This is a genomic window from Sphingomonas sp. VDB2 (assembly GCF_047946695.1).
Lineage (GTDB): Bacteria > Pseudomonadota > Alphaproteobacteria > Sphingomonadales > Sphingomonadaceae > Sphingobium > Sphingobium bisphenolicum.
In genome coordinates this window covers 1921753-1936694 of the sequence record NZ_CP159615.1, presented here as the reverse complement: position 1 = coordinate 1936694, position 14942 = coordinate 1921753, and the positions used below count along the sequence as shown (strand labels likewise).

General features: G+C 66.1%; 15 protein-coding genes and 1 tRNA gene. 8 read left to right on the top strand and 8 right to left on the bottom strand.

Going from position 1 to position 14942, the window contains the following annotated elements:
* The first annotated feature begins 24 nt into the window (after positions 1-24).
* The 3 genes from ABT375_RS09575 to ABT375_RS09565 all read left to right on the top strand — a co-directional run bounded on the left by ABT375_RS09575 (position 25) and on the right by ABT375_RS09565 (position 2721).
* Positions 25-345, top strand: coding sequence for a hypothetical protein (locus ABT375_RS09575; protein WP_416462277.1), 321 nt, complete (start codon positions 25-27; stop codon positions 343-345).
* A gap of 113 nt (positions 346-458) precedes the next feature.
* Positions 459-2231, top strand: a complete 1773-nt coding sequence (gene recQ / locus ABT375_RS09570; RefSeq protein ID WP_416462276.1) for a DNA helicase RecQ — start codon at positions 459-461, stop codon at positions 2229-2231.
* 61 nt (positions 2232-2292) lie between these two features.
* A complete protein-coding gene (locus ABT375_RS09565) occupies positions 2293-2721 on the top strand; it encodes a TIGR01244 family sulfur transferase (RefSeq protein WP_416462275.1) in 429 nt (142 codons plus the stop codon).
* A 9-nt stretch (positions 2722-2730) separates the two neighbouring features.
* Here the strand turns inward: ABT375_RS09565 and ABT375_RS09560 are convergent, their stop codons facing one another.
* Together ABT375_RS09560 and ABT375_RS09555 are read right to left on the bottom strand one after the other, a co-directional pair.
* Entirely contained in the window at positions 2731-3615 is an 885-nt protein-coding gene (locus ABT375_RS09560) for a bestrophin family protein (RefSeq protein ID WP_416462274.1), read from the bottom strand.
* Between the two features lie 9 nt (positions 3616-3624).
* Positions 3625-3861, bottom strand: a complete 237-nt coding sequence (locus ABT375_RS09555) for a hypothetical protein (protein WP_224550485.1) — start codon at positions 3859-3861, stop codon at positions 3625-3627.
* 223 nt (positions 3862-4084) lie between these two features.
* Here ABT375_RS09555 and ABT375_RS09550 point away from each other — a divergent pair, with 223 nt between their 5' ends.
* The gene (locus tag ABT375_RS09550; RefSeq protein ID WP_416462273.1) at positions 4085-4999 is read left to right on the top strand and encodes a LysR family transcriptional regulator; all 915 of its coding nucleotides are present in this window, start codon (positions 4085-4087) and stop codon (positions 4997-4999) included.
* On the opposite strand, the gene ABT375_RS09545 is transcribed toward ABT375_RS09550, so the two are convergent.
* A complete protein-coding gene (locus tag ABT375_RS09545; protein ID WP_416462272.1) occupies positions 4986-6395 on the bottom strand; it encodes a helix-turn-helix domain-containing protein in 1410 nt (469 codons plus the stop codon). The genes ABT375_RS09550 and ABT375_RS09545 overlap by 14 nt on opposite strands.
* Before the next feature lie 140 nt (positions 6396-6535).
* Between ABT375_RS09545 and ABT375_RS09540 the strand changes: the two genes are divergently transcribed.
* The gene (locus ABT375_RS09540; protein ID WP_416462271.1) at positions 6536-6712 is read left to right on the top strand and encodes a hypothetical protein; all 177 of its coding nucleotides are present in this window, start codon (positions 6536-6538) and stop codon (positions 6710-6712) included.
* 102 nt (positions 6713-6814) lie between these two features.
* On the opposite strand, the gene ABT375_RS09535 is transcribed toward ABT375_RS09540, so the two are convergent.
* The 4 genes from ABT375_RS09535 to ABT375_RS09520 all read right to left on the bottom strand — a co-directional run bounded on the left by ABT375_RS09535 (position 6815) and on the right by ABT375_RS09520 (position 12273).
* On the bottom strand, positions 6815-7813 hold the full coding sequence (locus ABT375_RS09535) for an anion permease (RefSeq protein ID WP_416462270.1): 999 nt from the start codon (positions 7811-7813) through the stop codon (positions 6815-6817).
* A 15-nt stretch (positions 7814-7828) separates the two neighbouring features.
* Complete coding sequence (locus ABT375_RS09530) at positions 7829-8944, bottom strand: DUF47 family protein (protein ID WP_224550490.1); 1116 nt, start codon at positions 8942-8944, stop codon at positions 7829-7831.
* A gap of 133 nt (positions 8945-9077) precedes the next feature.
* Positions 9078-11207, bottom strand: a complete 2130-nt coding sequence (locus ABT375_RS09525; RefSeq protein WP_416462269.1) for a TonB-dependent receptor — start codon at positions 11205-11207, stop codon at positions 9078-9080.
* Positions 11208-11316: 109 nt separating this feature from the next.
* On the bottom strand, positions 11317-12273 hold the full coding sequence (locus ABT375_RS09520; protein WP_416462268.1) for a LysR family transcriptional regulator: 957 nt from the start codon (positions 12271-12273) through the stop codon (positions 11317-11319).
* A 110-nt stretch (positions 12274-12383) separates the two neighbouring features.
* Here ABT375_RS09520 and ABT375_RS09515 point away from each other — a divergent pair.
* Positions 12384-12457 (top strand) — tRNA-Gly (locus ABT375_RS09515).
* Positions 12458-12464: 7 nt separating this feature from the next.
* Here ABT375_RS09515 and ABT375_RS09510 read toward each other — a convergent pair.
* On the bottom strand, positions 12465-13460 hold the full coding sequence (locus tag ABT375_RS09510; protein ID WP_416462267.1) for a LacI family DNA-binding transcriptional regulator: 996 nt from the start codon (positions 13458-13460) through the stop codon (positions 12465-12467).
* A gap of 134 nt (positions 13461-13594) precedes the next feature.
* Between ABT375_RS09510 and ABT375_RS09505 the strand changes: the two genes are divergently transcribed.
* Positions 13595-13780: a DUF4169 family protein gene (locus ABT375_RS09505; protein ID WP_224550494.1), complete on the top strand. Its 186-nt coding sequence runs from the start codon at positions 13595-13597 to the stop codon at positions 13778-13780.
* Positions 13781-14091: 311 nt separating this feature from the next.
* On the top strand, positions 14092-14925 hold the full coding sequence (locus ABT375_RS09500; protein ID WP_416462266.1) for a hypothetical protein: 834 nt from the start codon (positions 14092-14094) through the stop codon (positions 14923-14925).
* The last annotated feature ends 17 nt before the right edge of the window (positions 14926-14942 follow it).

The following is a 14942-nucleotide window of genomic DNA, read 5'->3' as shown; positions in this document are numbered from 1 at the left end:
TACAGAAGGGAATCGAAAAGGACCATGCTGGTTCGACGGAAATGGTGGATATCGGGCGGCTTGCTCGTTTTGGCGCTGCTCGCGCTCGTCGCATGGCAATGGACGACGCTCGGCGCGCGCGCACGCCTGGGCGCGGCCTATGGCGCGCGGATCGGCTGCTCGTGCCGCTATGTAGAAGGCCGCGCCATGGGCAGTTGCGAGGCTGACAAGGAACCGGGCATGGAACTGGTGCGCCTGACCGACCTGCCCGACAGCCGCGCGGTGGAAGCCAGCGTGCCTTTGCTCGCCCGCCGCACTGCACGGTTCAAGCCGGGCTGGGGGTGTCTGCTCGATCCGGTGGGGTGAGGGGCGTCGAATGCGGCTGGTCTGGCATGACGGAGGAAAGCAGATCGTCCGCTAACCACCCATCTTCGGTTCACCCCCTAGCCCCACCACCCCCCAGCCGCTAAGGCTCCCCCATGCGGCCCGACATTCCCACGCTTCTGCACGACATATTCGGTTTCACCGCCTTTCGCGGGGTGCAGGAAGCGGTAGTGGGCCGCGTCATGGCGGGCCAGCCGACGCTCGCCATCATGCCCACCGGCGCGGGCAAGTCGCTTTGCTACCAGCTTCCGTCCGCGGCGCTCGATGGCTGCTGCGTCGTCGTCTCGCCGCTGATCGCGCTGATGCACGACCAGTTGCGCGCCGCCAATGCTGTGGGTCTGCGCGCCGCCAGCCTGACCAGCGTCGACGCCGACTGGCGCGAAACGCAGGATCGGCTGCGCAATGGCGATCTCGACCTGCTCTATGTCGCCCCCGAACGCGCCAGCCAGGAACCGTTCCGCAACCTGCTCCGCGCCGCGAAGGTCGCGCTCTTCGCGATCGACGAAGCCCATTGCGTCTCCGAATGGGGCCATGATTTCCGCCCCGACTATCGCCTGCTACGCCCGTTGCTGGACGAATTTCCCGACGTCCCGCGCCTCGCCCTCACCGCCACGGCAGACGCCCACACTCGCGAGGACATTCTCGTCCAGCTCGGCATCCCGCGCGACGGCCTCATCATCTCGGGCTTCGACCGGCCCAACATCCGCTACGCCGTCCACCCGCGCGACGGCCTGACGCGCCAGCTCGCCGATCTGGTCGCCGCCAATCCCGGCCCCGGCATCGTCTATGCGCAAACCCGCGCCGCGACCGAGAAACTGGCCGAAACGCTGGGGAAGGGCGGCCGCGCCGTACGCGCCTATCATGCCGGGCTGGACCCTGCTGTGCGCGCCCGCAACCAGGCCGCCTTCATCGCCAGCGAAGATATGGTCATGGTCGCCACCGTCGCCTTCGGCATGGGCATCGACAAGCCCGACGTGCGCTTCGTCGCCCATGCCGGCCTGCCCAAGTCGATCGAGGGCTATTATCAGGAATCGGGCCGTGCGGGCCGCGACGGTGAACCGGCGGTCGCGCATCTTTTCTGGGGCGCGGAGGATTTCGCCCGCGCCCGGATGCGCATCGCCGAACTGGAACAGAGTCGCCAGCAGGGCGAGCGCACCCGCATCGCGGCGCTCGGCGCACTCGTTGAAACCGCCACCTGCCGCCGCGCGATATTGCTGCGCCATTTCGGCGAAAACCCGCCCGCCACCTGCGGCAATTGCGACAATTGTCTGACGCCCCCGGCCAGTGTCGACGCGACCGAAACCGCGCGCAAATATCTCTCCGCCGTCTATCGCACCGGGCAGAGCTTCGGCGCGGGCCATGTCGAAGCGGTGCTGACCGGCGCGCCCAACGACAAGGTGCGCGAACGCGGCCATGACAGGATTTCGGTCCATGGCATCGTGTCGGGCGAAGAGACCGCGCTGCTGCGCCCGGTGTCGCGCGCGCTGCTGGTGCGCGACGCGCTGGAAACGACCGAACATGGCGGGCTGATGCTCGGCCCCAACGCCCGCCCGATCCTGCGCGGGGAGGAGGAGGTGCGCATCCTCGTGCCGCCCAAGCGCGAACGCCGCGGCCGCAACGCGCGCAACGGCGCGGACGCCAATCCGGTCGGCGATCCGCTGTTCGACGCCTTGCGCGCCTGCCGCCGCGAACTGGCACAGGAGGCGGGCGTGCCGCCCTATGTCATCTTCCACGATTCGACCCTGCGCGAAATGGCCGAGCAGCGCCCATCCAGCATCCGCGAGATGAGTCACATCAGCGGCATCGGCCAGAAGAAGCTCGACGCCTGGGGCGATGCCTTCCTCAGCGCGATCCGGCCCTATCTCTGAACCAAATTTCTTGAAAGCGACAAGCTGAGCGCGCATGGCTCACCCAAAGGAGACGCATATCATGTTCCGCAAGCTGACCGACCGCATTCTCGTATCCCCGCAGATCAGCGTCGATCAGGTCGGCGAAGCCAAGGCGCAGGGCGTCACCCTCATCATCAACAACCGTCCCGACGACGAGGAGCAGGGCCAGGTCAACGGCGCTGAGATCGAGGCGGCGGCCAAGGCTGCGGGCATCGCCTATCTCGCCGTGCCGGTCGCCCATGGTGGCTTTGCCCCCTGGCAGCTCGACGGCATGGCGCAGGCGCTGGAACAGGCGGGAGACGGCAAGCTGCTCGCCTATTGCCGCTCCGGCACCCGCAGCACGCTCCTCTGGGCGCTGACCCGCGCCCGCGCCGGCGACAATGGCGACGTGCTGGCGGCGCAGGCCGCGGCGGCGGGCTACGACATCGCTCCCGTCCGCCAGATCATGGACGCCCTGGCGCCGCAATAATCGCGCGCGTCACCACAGTACGCCATCGACCGGCTCTAGCGGCGGCGGAGCGGGCAGGCCGATCGCCTGATTGAGATCCGCCTCGATCGTGGTGGTGATGCTGGTCAGCGGCAGGTCATGGACATCGTTGCCGAAAGGATCGACCAGGTCGTCGCCGATCTGCAGCACGGCCAGGAACATGAAGCCCGCCGCCGCCGACCCGATCGGCGTCGCCATCCCCAGCGTCTCGACCAGCCCCACGGGCAACAGGATGCAGAAAAGGCGGGTGAAATATTTGGGGAAGGCGCGATATTGCGCGGGCAGCGGCGTGTTCTTGATCCGCTCCATTCCGCCCTGCGCGTTGGACATGTCGACCAGCAGGGCTTCGATCCGGCTTTGCTGGATGGTGTCGATCCAGCCGCGCCGCACCGCGTCCATAACCTGTCGGTCCGACCCGTCCAGCATGCCGTTGGCCGGGTTGCGGCGATCCAGTTCGGGCACGGGGTCGTCCCCCAGCACCCGCCGCATGTCGGACGCGGGATCTTCCCGCCGCAACTGGCGGCGCAGCGCATGGACATAGGCGACATGGCGCTTCACCAGCATCGTCGCCATCGCCCGTCCCTCTGCCGTATCGGGCAGATAGGCGAGGATCGCGCGTGCGAAGCTGCGCGACACATTGACCATCGCGCCCCACAGGATGCGGCCTTCCCACCAGCGCTGATAGGCGCTGTTGACGCGGAACCCCAGCACCAGCGCCAGCGCCGTGCCGAATATGGTCAGCGGCAGAGCAGGCGCGCGGAAGGGCGAGATATAATAGAAGATGGTGACCGCCAGGTCCCAGAAGAACAGCGCGATCAGCGCGCTCCAGGCTTTCTCGAAACTCTGGCGGATGCGGGGGGAGCGTCCAACGATCATGATCTGTCTCTAAAGGGCGTCGCCGCCCTCATCGTCCAGTTTCAGCCAGGCATGGCGCAGCGCCAGGCTACCGACGATGCCGACCGCCTTCAGCGTCGCGGCATGGATGGACGGCGTGGTATCGGTCAGCGCGAAGCCAAGGCAGATCAACCCCAGCAGCATGGCGGCATAGATGGGCAGCGCTTCGATATCGTTCCAGGCCATTGGCGGATCGGCCTTCGGGTAGCGCGGGCTCAGCATCGACATGGGCGGATACTCCGTGATGAATTGCGGGAAACGCCTGTAAAATGATGCGCTGCAAAAGCTGCGGTCAACCGTCTGCGTCAGGCGCAAGCCAATGTTGCATGGCCTGAAATCCAGCAAGAAAGCCTTACAAAAAAGCGGGTTTCCAGAGACGGAGCAATGAAAGCATACGGTTCTGCAATAGGCGATCTATTGCGTTGCAGCATCGCTTCCCTAGCTTGATGCGATGCCCGATCGTTTTGCCGAAATCGAATCCTTCGTGAAGATCGCCGAATCCGGCACGCTGTCCGAAGCGGCGCGTCGCCTGGGCCTCTCGCTCGCGGCGACCAGTCGTCGCCTGTCGCAACTGGAGGCGCGGCTGGGGGTGATGCTGATCCGCCGCAACAGCCGCCACCTGTCGCTGACGGAGGAAGGCTCGCTGCTCTACGACCGGGCGGGGCGGGCGCTAAATGCGATCGACGATGTGGAAACCGACGTCATGCGCCGCGCGACGGAGGCGACCGGGCTGCTGCGGGTGGTGACGACGATCGGCGCGGCGCGGATGCGTCTCGCGCCGCTGTTCCGCCATTATGCGGCCTTGCACCCCGATGTCGCGATCCATCTGGAAACCGCCGCGCAGGCGACCAACATCGTGGAAACCGGCCATGACATCGCGATCTGTTTCGATCCGCCGCCCGATTCCGCCCTTACCATGAAGCGGCTGACCGACAATCCGCGGCTGCTGTGCGCCGCGCCCGCCTATCTCAACCGGCGCGGGTACCCTGGCGCCATCGGCGACCTGTCGGTCCATGACAATATCGTGGTGGGCGAGGCACAGCAGGAACTATGGCGCTCCGTCGTCGGCAGCGGCAATGGGCCACGGGTGACCCTCAGCACCAATGATGGCGACATGGCGCGCGCCTGGGCGCTGGACGGCGCAGGCATCGTCATCAAGTCGCTCTGGGAAGTGGCGGATGATCTGGATGCGGGCCGGTTGCAGCAATTGCTGCCGGATGTCGCGCTGCCCGCCGCCTCGATCGTCGCGCTCTATGTGCCGGGCCAGGGCGAGATGGCCAAGGTCCGCTCCTGCCTCGACTTCCTGTCCCGCCACCTCAAGAAAGGCTGGCCCGTCTCGCCCGCCGACAGGGCTACACCCGCCTGAACGGGAAGGGCGCCACGGTGCGCTCATAGCTGTGCAGGTCGAGCGCGCGCGTGACCGGCGGCAGCGCGCGGTCGGGGCAGGCGCGGCGTTCGCACAAAGGACAGGTCGGGCCGATCCCGGTCGCTTCGCCCCGGTCCACGTCGATTCCGTCGGCATGGGCGATCCGGCCCGCATGTTTGGCCTCGCACCCCAGCGCGATGACCGACCGGCCGCGCGCCGCCCCCGGCGACAGTCCGATCGCCAGCGTCAGGAAGCGCTTGCCGTCCAGCGTCTCGATCAACTGCGGTGCGACCCGATCCGCCTCCTGTACGCCATGCGCGTCCCAGCGCGGGCAAGTGCCGCCGTAGCGGGCGAAGGGCCAGGCCTCGCCATCGAACCGCTTGGACACGATCCCGGCCCGGTCGACCTTCGCCATGAAGAAGGGGATGCCCCGCGCGCCGGTGCGGTTGAGGCTGGTCAGGCGGTGGGCGAGCTGCTCGGTCGACACCCCGAACCGGTCGCGCAACAGGGGCAGGTCGTGCCGACTCTGCTCGGCCGCCTGCCGGAAACGGTCATAGGGCATGATGAGCGCCGCGGCGGCATAGTTGGTCAGCGCCATGCTGGCCAGGCGGCGGCTGTCCTCGTCGGGCGGCGCGGCGCGGGCGATCTGGGCGGTGATCGCGTCGGCCAGTTCCTGCGCGCACAGATGATAGGCGATGGCGAACAGGCGGCCCGACGGGCGTAGTCGTTCGCTCAGCATCACCCGTCGCCGGTGCATGTCATAATGGCGCAGCCTGTCCGCCAGCACGTCGCCGCGCACCACCTGGCACGCCATGCCGTGCCGGTCCTTCAGCCGCGTGCGCAACTCCGCCTGCAACAATAGGGGGTCGTCGGGCAGGGCGGCGGCGATCGCCTCCGCCCCCGCGTCGATCTCGGCAAAATGATTGCCCGCCCGCGCGATCATCTCGCGCAGCCAGTCGACCGGCGCGACCAGCGGGACAGGGCCACCGTCGCCCCGCGCCAGTGCCTCGCCCGGCATTCGCCGCAGGTCGCTCAGCGCACGGTAGAAACGAGCGATCGCCTCGCTGACGCCGGGATAATTTTCCGCGACCTCCAGCACCTCGTCACGGGCGATGCCAATGTCGCGCACCAGCGCGTCGGACAGGATTTCACTCAGTTCGCCGGGGCCGCCCTCCTGCGCCTGCGCCGTGAAATCGCGAATATCGATGTCATAGGTATTGGCCAGCCGCAGCAGCATCTGCGCGGTCAATGGCCGCTGGTTGCGCTCCAGATGGTTGAGATAGCTGGGCGACACGCCCAGTTCCTCCGCCATTTGCGTCTGGTTCAGTCCCAGTTCGCGGCGCAGCACGCGTAACTTGGGGCCAAGATAGAGTTTGCGGTCGGTCAGTTCTGCCATAAGGTCATAATGTCATAGAATGACATTATGACCAAATAGGATTGTGACTTCGGGCCACTCATCGGCCTTATAAAATGCGATTCACCTGTCTAACTCGGTGTCCATCAGCCCCGACGGGCGCAGCCGCGAAGGACACATATATGACCACCGATACGATCGCACAGACCCGCGAGCCGACCCGTTCGCGCGCCGTTTTCTCTCAGGAGGATTTCGGCCTGATCCGCACCGCCATCGCCCATTATCTGCGTGAGGTTCAGGACCAGCCGGAGTCGGTCAAATATGCCAATCTCTACCACCGCCTCGGCCGGGTCGCGTAACCAGCCGCATTGACTGAACGACAAAGGGCGCGGGATCATCCCCGCGCCCTTTCGCCTATCCATTGAAATAATCTGTTCCCGCCTGCGCGGGAACAGGCTGTGTCAGAAGAACCGCGTCATCCAGTAGAACAGCGCCCCGATCGTGGCGCTGGCCGGCAGGGTGACCACCCAGGCGACGATGATGCTCGACGCCACGTTCCACCGGACCGCCGACAGCCGCCGCGACGCGCCCACGCCGACGATCGCGCCGGTGATGGTGTGGGTGGTGGACACCGGAATGCCCAGATGGGTCGCCATGAACAAAGTGATCGCGCCGCCAGTTTCCGCGCAAAAGCCCTGGGCCGGGGTCAGGCGCGTGATCTTCGATCCCATGGTGTGGACGATCTTCCATCCGCCCAGCAAAGTGCCCAGGCCCATCGCCGCCTGGCAGCTCAGCACCACCCACAGCGGGACATGGAAACCGCCGGTCAGCATCCCCTGCGAATAGAGCAGGACCGCGATGATCCCCATCGTCTTCTGCGCGTCATTGCCGCCATGGCCCAGAGAATAGAGCGAAGCGGAGACAAGCTGGAGCTTGCGGAACACGCTGTCCGCGCCCTGCGGCGTGAACCTGCGGAAGATCCAGCTTATGAGCAGGACCAGCATCAGCGCCAGGAACAGCCCGACCGCGGGCGATATCACGATCGCCGCGCTGGTCTTGAACACCCCGCTCCACACCACCGCGCCCAGTCCCGCCTTGGCGGTCCCCGCGCCCAGCAGTCCGCCGATCAGCGCATGGCTGGAGGAAGACGGTATACCCAGCCCCCAGGTGATGAGGTTCCAGGCGATGGCCCCCATCAGCGCGCCGAAGATCACCTGCGGATCTATGATGCTGGCGTCGACAATGCCCTTGCCCACCGTTTCGGCGACATGCAGGCCGAAGAAGAGGAAGGCGATAAAGTTGAAGAAGGCGGCCCAGGCGACCGCATATTGCGGCTTCAATACGCGGGTCGACACGATGGTCGCGATCGAGTTGGCGGCGTCGTGCAGGCCGTTCAGGAAATCGAACAGCAGGGCGACACCGATCAGCGCGATCAGCAGGGGGAGGGCGATGGGGTCCATGAAACTGTTGCGTGATCAGGCGTGGTCTATGACCAGGCCGGAAATCTCGTTCGCGACATCCTCGAACCGGTCGGTGACCTTTTCCAGATGGCTGTAAATCTCGTTGCCGACGATGAAGTCCATCGTGTTGCCGGCCTGCGCCTGCTGGAACAGCGCCTTCAGCCCGGCTTCGTGCAATATGTCGGCATGGCCCTCCAGCTTCACCAGCCGCTCGGTCAAATCATGCAACCGCGTGGAATTCAGGTTGAGCGAGCGCAGCAGCGGCATCGCCTCGGCGGTGATGCGCGCGCATTCGACGATCAGCGCGCTCATATCCTGCATCTGCGGCGCGAAGTCCTTGACCTCGTACAGCGCGATCGCCTTGGCGGTCTGGTTCATCTGGTCGATCGCGTCGTCCATCACGCCGATCAGGCCGGTGATCGCGCTGCGGTCGAACGGCGTCACGAAGATGCGGCGGACGTCCTGCAGCACGTCGCGGATGATGTCGTCCGCCTCATGCTCGCGGTCCGAAATCTCCTTGATATGCGCCGCCATGTCGGGGCCGCCCTTCAACAGCTTGGCCAGCGCGTCGGCGCCGAACACCAGGGTCGCGGCATGATCCTCGAATTGTTCGAAGAACCGCCCCTGCTTGGGCATCAGCGCGTGAAACCAGCGGAGCATTCCAGTCCTTTCATTCTGTCTGTCGCGGATCGCCAGCAGCAGCCGCAGGAACCAGCCCGGATCGGCGGGCGGTTCGCGGAAGGCTGCGATGATCGATTGCAGGTCGGGTTCGTCGACCGCTTTTGCGGCTTCGGCGACGGGGAACCAACGCAGCTCCCTTTGGCCCTGTTCGGGCCATTGCGTCAGGTGGCCGGTGACCGCAAGCGGAAAAACCTCGACCGTGGCCTCGCGCGACCCGCCCTTGCGCTTGCGCTTGTCATAGCTGTAGCGGCCCAGCGGCGCGGGGCAGGCGATGCCGTGAATGCCCGCTTCCTCATAGGCTTCCAGTTCGGCGGCGCGGTGCCCGGCCAGCCCCTTGATGCGATTGCCCTTGGGAATCACCCAGCGTCGCGTCTCGCGCGACGTGATGAGCAGGATCTGCATCGATCCGTCGGCGGCGGTGCTGTAGGGCAGGGCGGCAATTTGGCGCATCAGCCGACCCTCTCTGGGGTCATGCCCTGTTCTATCCTCTTGCCCCCGACGCGTTCCATCCGCGCCTTGTAACGTAAATGTCATTTTTCGCAATCGGCCCCTGCGCGACATGTGCAGGGGCCGATGCATAGCATCAGATCGACAGGCGCGCCGTCAGGCGGATGTCGCGGCCGGGCAGCGGCGCATAATCTTTGAGGAAGCTCGCCGCGCGGCGTGCTTCGACATCGAAGATATTGTTCGCCGACAGCGTCAGCGTCGTGCGGTCATTGCCCTTGAGCGGCTTCCACGACAGCGACGCATTGACCAGGGTGAAACCGTCCGTGTCGGTCTCGCGAACAGCGGTACGGTTCTGGGCGAAACTATGCTCCACCTCGCCGCGCAGGCTCAGCCGGTCGCCCTGCGCTTCCAGCCCGCCCAGCAGCCGCAGCGGGGGAATGCGCGGCGCCGGGCCATTGCCCTTGATCGTCGCGCGGACATAGTCGGCCACGCCGTCCAAATTGATGGCATAGCCGCCGACCTGCGCCAGCTTGACCGTGGTTTCCGCCTCAAAGCCCATATAGCGGGCGTCGGCCTGATTATATTGATAGCAGGGGAAATCGAGTTCCGCGCCGCCGTTCACCGCCATGCAGGCGCTGTCGTCGACCAGCGCGTCATAGATATAGCCGCTGAACCAGTTGTGATAGGCCGACAGCGATATCGTATAGCCCTCCCCCTGGCCGCGCAGCGTGCCTTCGACGCCCCAGCTCTTCTCCTTGCCGAAATTCGGATTGCCGACCTCGAACGCCTGCGTGCCGGCATGATTGCCGCGGGCGAACAGCTCTTCGGCCGACGGCGCGCGCTCGGTACGCGACAGGTTCAGGCCCAGCCGCCAGCCCGGGGCGAGTTCATGGCTCGCCCCGATCGAACCGGACACCGTGTCGAAGCTGCGGTCGTAGGAGGGGTTGAACAGCGTCGCGTCGGCATCGGCGCTGACATCGGTATGTTCGAAGCGTCCGCCGACCTCGACCCGCGTCGTGCCCAGGTCGATCGACTGGAGCGTGAAGACGCCGATCTGGTCGGTCTGGTTGCGCGGCAGGAATTTCTCTTCCCCCACGACATAGAATTTGCGGGTGAAATACTGCGCGCCGACTGCGCCGTCCCATCCGCCGCGCTTGGCCTGCACCAGTTCCAGCCGCGATTCCATCGACTGGTTGTAGAAGGTCGTGCCGACCGCGCCCGTATCCTCGATTTCCTGGTGCTGGTAATCGGCGAACCCCGCGCGGAAGCGGATCGATTCCAGCAGGCTGCCATTGACCGGCAGTTCGGCGCGCATATCGACGCGGTCCTGCTTCATGTGCAGCCGCACCTGCTCCGCCTCGCCGCCGGCTTCCGTGGCGTAACGCACCGGCACGCCATAGAAATTGTCGGTATGCGCGACCGAAAAGCCCAGATTGCCGCCATCGGTGATCAGCGCCGCGCCGCCCGCAACCTCCCATGTCTCGGCCGCGCTGTTGGGCAGCTTGCCGCGCAGGGTCGACAGCCCTTCGATCTCCGGATCGCCGCTCGCCGCGGCCTGCGCGCGCAGCGCCGGGGTCAGGATATAGCTGCCCGTGTCGAGATTGCCGGTCTTGGTATAGCTGCCGTCGAAATGGACGACGAACTTGTCGCTTAGAGGGACTTCGATTTCGCCCGATCCGGTGCGCTCGTTCGACGCGCTGCCATAGGTGCCGATCGCGTCGATATGGACCGGCTCGTCTGGCACGCGGCGCGGGATGCGGCTGTCGATCACATTGACCACGCCGCCGATCGCGGATGATCCGTAGAGCAGCGCCGCCGGGCCGCGCAGCACTTCGATCCGGTCGGCGGTCAGCGGGTTGATCGCCACGGCATGGTCGACCGAGGTGTTGGACACGTCGAAGCTGCCGATTCCGTCGGTCAGGATGCGCACCCGCTCCCCCTGAAAGCCGCGCAGCACGGGGCGCGACGCATTGGGGCCGAAGGAGGTGGCGGACACGCCCGGCTGGCGCGCCAGCGTCTCGCCGATGGTGGAGCGCAGTTCCCGCGTCAGCTTCTGTCCGGTGATGACCGACGTGCCCGACAAAATGTCGCCCTGCTTGCGCGGGATGATCGCGGTGACGACGATATTGGCCTGCGCGTCATGATAGGCCCCCTGGTCCCTGGCATCGCCTGCGTCCGGAATCGGCGTGGTCTGGGCAAGAGCGGGCATGGCAAGGCACAGCGCGGTAACGGCGCAGCCTGCGCGCAGCATCAAAAAGCGGGACATGAGGATCAACCCTTTGGTTCTGGTCTATGTGATCCTGTATCTAGGATGATACATCATATCAAGATCGTTTCGCCGCATTTTTGCTGCGACGCGACATTATCACGCTTGATCAGAGGAAGAGAAATTCCGCCAACGCCTCGACCGCGGGCTTTTCCGCCGCGCGCGGCGCTATAGCCTGGCGAATTTCGACCGCGGGCAGGGGAATGTCCAGCGCCAGCCGCTTGATCCCGCTCATCCGGCCCAGGTCGCGGGCCAATGTCCCGAACGCTGCGAAACAGCCCGCGCCATCGCGCAATGCGGCGATGATCTCGAACATATTGTCGCTTTCCAGCAGCGGCATCACGTTGCGCACCCGGCCCTTGGCCAGCGCCGCATCGATGATGTCGCGCATCCCGCTGCGCGTTTCCAGCGACAGCATCGGCGTCATGGACAGGTCGTCGCGGCTGACGCTGTCGGCCCGCGCCAGGGGATGGCCGCTATCGGCATAGAGGTTGAGCGGTTCCGACCAGCCATAGCGGGACTTGAGGTCGGCCGGCTCCTCCAGCGCATAGAAATAGGCGATGTCCGCCCGCCCATTGGCCAGTGCCACCGCCGCGTCCTGCGCCGTGTGGACATGCAGGTCCAACGTGATCGCGATATCCTCGTTCGCCGCCTCGAACGCGGCCAGCGCGTCCTGAAAATGCCCGAAGACAGGCGGCGGCGCGGCGAGGGCAATGAGCTGGCGAGGCGGCTCTTCCGGCGCTTCTGGTGGTGGTGGGAAGGGAGGAGCGGGCGAGGGCGCCGGCGGCGATGTGGGCGTGCGGTCCTGTGCCGTCTCTTCCACCGGCGCAGGCCTGTCTTCGCTCAGCAGCGTCATCGCCTGCGCCGTCTTGCGCCCCGCCGGCGTCAGCCGCGCGTCGCCGTCCAGATCCTCGAACAGGCGATAGCCCAGCCGCATCTCCAGCGACGCCAGGTCGCGCAGCACCTGCTCCACGCCGACGCCCAGCGCATCGGCGCAGCGCACGACGCCGCCCGCCGCCACCATCTGCGCGAATATGTCCAACTGGCGCAGGGAAGGGCTGTCCATGGGGCGGTGATAGAGGAAATATCGCAGGGGGTTAAGGGCGATCTTCGTCCTATCCTGCAATGGACTGTTGACGAGCGCCATCCGATGATGGCAGTGCGACCGCCTGCCGGGCGGGTATAGCTCAATGGTAGAGCACTAGCCTTCCAAGCTTGTGATGCGGGTTCGATCCCCGCTACCCGCTCCACGCTGTTTCAGCGGCCCGGCGACGGCGGTCCCGAACTGCCCCTTTCGATCAGCGTGAACAGGAATTCCGGTGCATCGACCGGGCCGTTGGCGAGCGCGTCGATGACGGACCGGCCCATATCCTCCAGCGGCTGGCGCACGGTGGTCAGCGGCGGCCAGGATGTCAGGCTGGCGCTGGTGTCGTCGAACCCGGTCACCGACAGATCCTCCGGCACGCGCAGCCCGATGCGATGCGCCAGCGTCAGCACGCCCAGCGCCATCTCGTCATTGGTGGCGAAAATGGCGCTGGGCGGCTGGGGCAGCGCCAGCAACGCCTCACCCGCCTCGATGCCGGACGCGAAATCGAACCGGCCCTGCACGAACAGCGCGTCGTCGACCGTGATGTCCGCCGCCGCCAGCCCGTCGCGAAATCCCTCGACCCGGCGCAGCGCCGCGCGATGGGTCGGGGGCGGGGTGATGACGCCGATGTGGCGATGGCCCAGCGCGATCAGATGGTCGGCCACCATCCGGCCGGCGGCGCGCTCGGGCGTGTGGATAGTGAAGCTCGCCGCGACCACCGATCCGGCGATGCGCGCATAGGGCAACTTCATCTCCGCCAGCCGGGCCAGCAGCCCTTCGTCGTCCGACAGTGGCGGCACCAGCAGCACGCCGTCCGGGCGCAGCGCCGCGACCAGCCGGTCGAGCACCTCGAACCGCTCCTCGCCACCCGGCGAAATCGGCTCCACCACCAGATGATAGCCCAGTTCGCGGCAGCGCCAGGCCGCGCCGATCTGGATGCGGCTGACATAGCCGGGCGCGGGGTTGTTGTAGAGGAAGGCGATCATGAAGGACTTGCCCCCGGCCAGCCGACGCGCCGACTGGTTGGGGCGATAGCCCAATTGCCTGATCGCGGCGTCTACCCGCGCCTGTAATGCGGGACTGACATTGGGCGCCTTGTTGACGACGCGCGACACCGTTTTGATCGATACCTGGGCGAGAGCGGCGACGTCGTGGATGCTGGTCATGGATCTTCGCAATGTTGGAGCGGAAGGACTGGAACGGGAAGCGTCGACCATGGCGACAGCGGATGGCGATTGGCAAGTCGGCCGTCGCAAGTTTATGATCGGGTCGCGGCACAGGAGCGACGGGAAGACCGATCATGACCAACATCGTCAATCTGCGGCAGGCGCGCAAGGCGAAGGCGCGCATGGACAAGGCGCAGGTCGCGCAGGAGAACCGCGCACGCTTCGGCCGGACCAAGGCGCAGCGCTTGGCGGATACGCAGGAAGAGCAGCGCCGCGCCGCCCTGCTGGATGGCGCAAGACGCGAGTCCGAAGAAGGCTAGGGCGTCGCACTATATCTATAGTGATTATTGGCACGATATGCGGCTTATTCTGTAAATGAGCCATTCATATTGAGATGAACGCCTATTCATCTCGTTCATCCTGACCCCGAACTGTCACAATTCGTCGCGATTCTGATCCACTGCCTGCGTTAAATCGCGGAGTCGGCCGTTGGTCCTTTGCTATGACTGGAAATATTCGCTCAAACCGCCCCGCCAGGGCCGCGATTGCCGCTGTTCTGGCTTTGACTGCAACCCCGTTGCTTGCCCAGACTGCTGAGCCGCCGGTTTCACCAACCGTGATGGTGCCCGAAATGACAATGCCTGCCGCGCCGACCGTGGCAGCGCCGTCCGCAACGCCGACGCCGGAATTTACACCCAGCCAGCCGGTTGTGCAGGCGACGCCGCCAATTGAAGAGCGCATCGCCGCCGCGACGGCTGCTGCAGAAGCGGAACAGGCCGCCACTGCAGCCGCGAAGCCGCGCCCAGCGGCGGTTCGCACCGCTGAACGCCCGGCGGCTACGGCGCGTAGCGCCGCTGCGGCACCTGCTGCCGCTGCGTCTGTTGCGCCGATCGAGACGCCAGCGCCAGCAGGTCCGGCTGCCGAGTCCACCCCGGTGCCGACTGTCGCGCCGGTAGCGACCGCGACGCCGGTCGCGCAAGCCACCGCAAGCACCGATCAGGCGCTGCTGTGGGCGATGGGCGGTGGCGCGCTGCTGCTGCTTGGCCTGGGCGGTGCGGCTTTGATGCGTCGTCGCCGCACCGATAAGCCGGTTGAGGCATATGTCGAGCCGATGGCAGTCCCTGTAAGGGCTTCCGATCCCGTGATGGCGGCACCAGCCCCGGTCGCTCCGCGTTCGGCCCTGGCGTCGACCAGCCATGGGGACGCAACGCTGGAAGCCATGGTCGCCGCGGCGCCCAGCGCCGACAATCCGTTCCTTACCCGGACGAAGCGTCTGCGCCGTGCCCAACATCTGCTTGCCCAGCGGGAGGCCGTCGTGGCGACGGCCGCACCCCAGACGAACTCATGCGGAACCTGCACCTATGGCGCCAGTCGACCGCAGCCAGACCGTCTATCGCTTCGGCGATCAGGGGACGCGTTCAGGCTTCCTGAAACCGCGCACCCGCTAAGCACCAGCGTTACCTGATAGAAGGGACGGAAGGC

Excerpts from the sequence above, each read along its gene's own strand:
- ABT375_RS09545 (WP_416462272.1), bottom strand. The coding sequence starts at position 6,395 with ATGGCAGAACTGACCGACCGCAAACTCTATCTTGGCCCCAAGTTACGC.
- recQ (WP_416462276.1), top strand. The coding sequence starts at position 459 with ATGCGGCCCGACATTCCCACGCTTCTGCACGACATATTCGGTTTCACC.
- ABT375_RS09565 (WP_416462275.1), top strand. The coding sequence starts at position 2,293 with ATGTTCCGCAAGCTGACCGACCGCATTCTCGTATCCCCGCAGATCAGC.
- ABT375_RS09530 (WP_224550490.1), bottom strand. The coding sequence starts at position 8,944 with ATGCGCCAAATTGCCGCCCTGCCCTACAGCACCGCCGCCGACGGATCG.
- ABT375_RS09505 (WP_224550494.1), top strand. The coding sequence starts at position 13,595 with ATGACCAACATCGTCAATCTGCGGCAGGCGCGCAAGGCGAAGGCGCGC.
- ABT375_RS09510 (WP_416462267.1), bottom strand. The coding sequence starts at position 13,460 with ATGACCAGCATCCACGACGTCGCCGCTCTCGCCCAGGTATCGATCAAA.
- ABT375_RS09550 (WP_416462273.1), top strand. The coding sequence starts at position 4,085 with ATGCCCGATCGTTTTGCCGAAATCGAATCCTTCGTGAAGATCGCCGAA.
- ABT375_RS09535 (WP_416462270.1), bottom strand. The coding sequence starts at position 7,813 with ATGGACCCCATCGCCCTCCCCCTGCTGATCGCGCTGATCGGTGTCGCC.
- ABT375_RS09555 (WP_224550485.1), bottom strand. The coding sequence starts at position 3,861 with ATGTCGATGCTGAGCCCGCGCTACCCGAAGGCCGATCCGCCAATGGCC.
- ABT375_RS09540 (WP_416462271.1), top strand. The coding sequence starts at position 6,536 with ATGACCACCGATACGATCGCACAGACCCGCGAGCCGACCCGTTCGCGC.
- ABT375_RS09575 (WP_416462277.1), top strand. The coding sequence starts at position 25 with ATGCTGGTTCGACGGAAATGGTGGATATCGGGCGGCTTGCTCGTTTTG.
- ABT375_RS09525 (WP_416462269.1), bottom strand. The coding sequence starts at position 11,207 with ATGTCCCGCTTTTTGATGCTGCGCGCAGGCTGCGCCGTTACCGCGCTG.
- ABT375_RS09500 (WP_416462266.1), top strand. The coding sequence starts at position 14,092 with ATGACAATGCCTGCCGCGCCGACCGTGGCAGCGCCGTCCGCAACGCCG.
- ABT375_RS09560 (WP_416462274.1), bottom strand. The coding sequence starts at position 3,615 with ATGATCGTTGGACGCTCCCCCCGCATCCGCCAGAGTTTCGAGAAAGCC.
- ABT375_RS09520 (WP_416462268.1), bottom strand. The coding sequence starts at position 12,273 with ATGGACAGCCCTTCCCTGCGCCAGTTGGACATATTCGCGCAGATGGTG.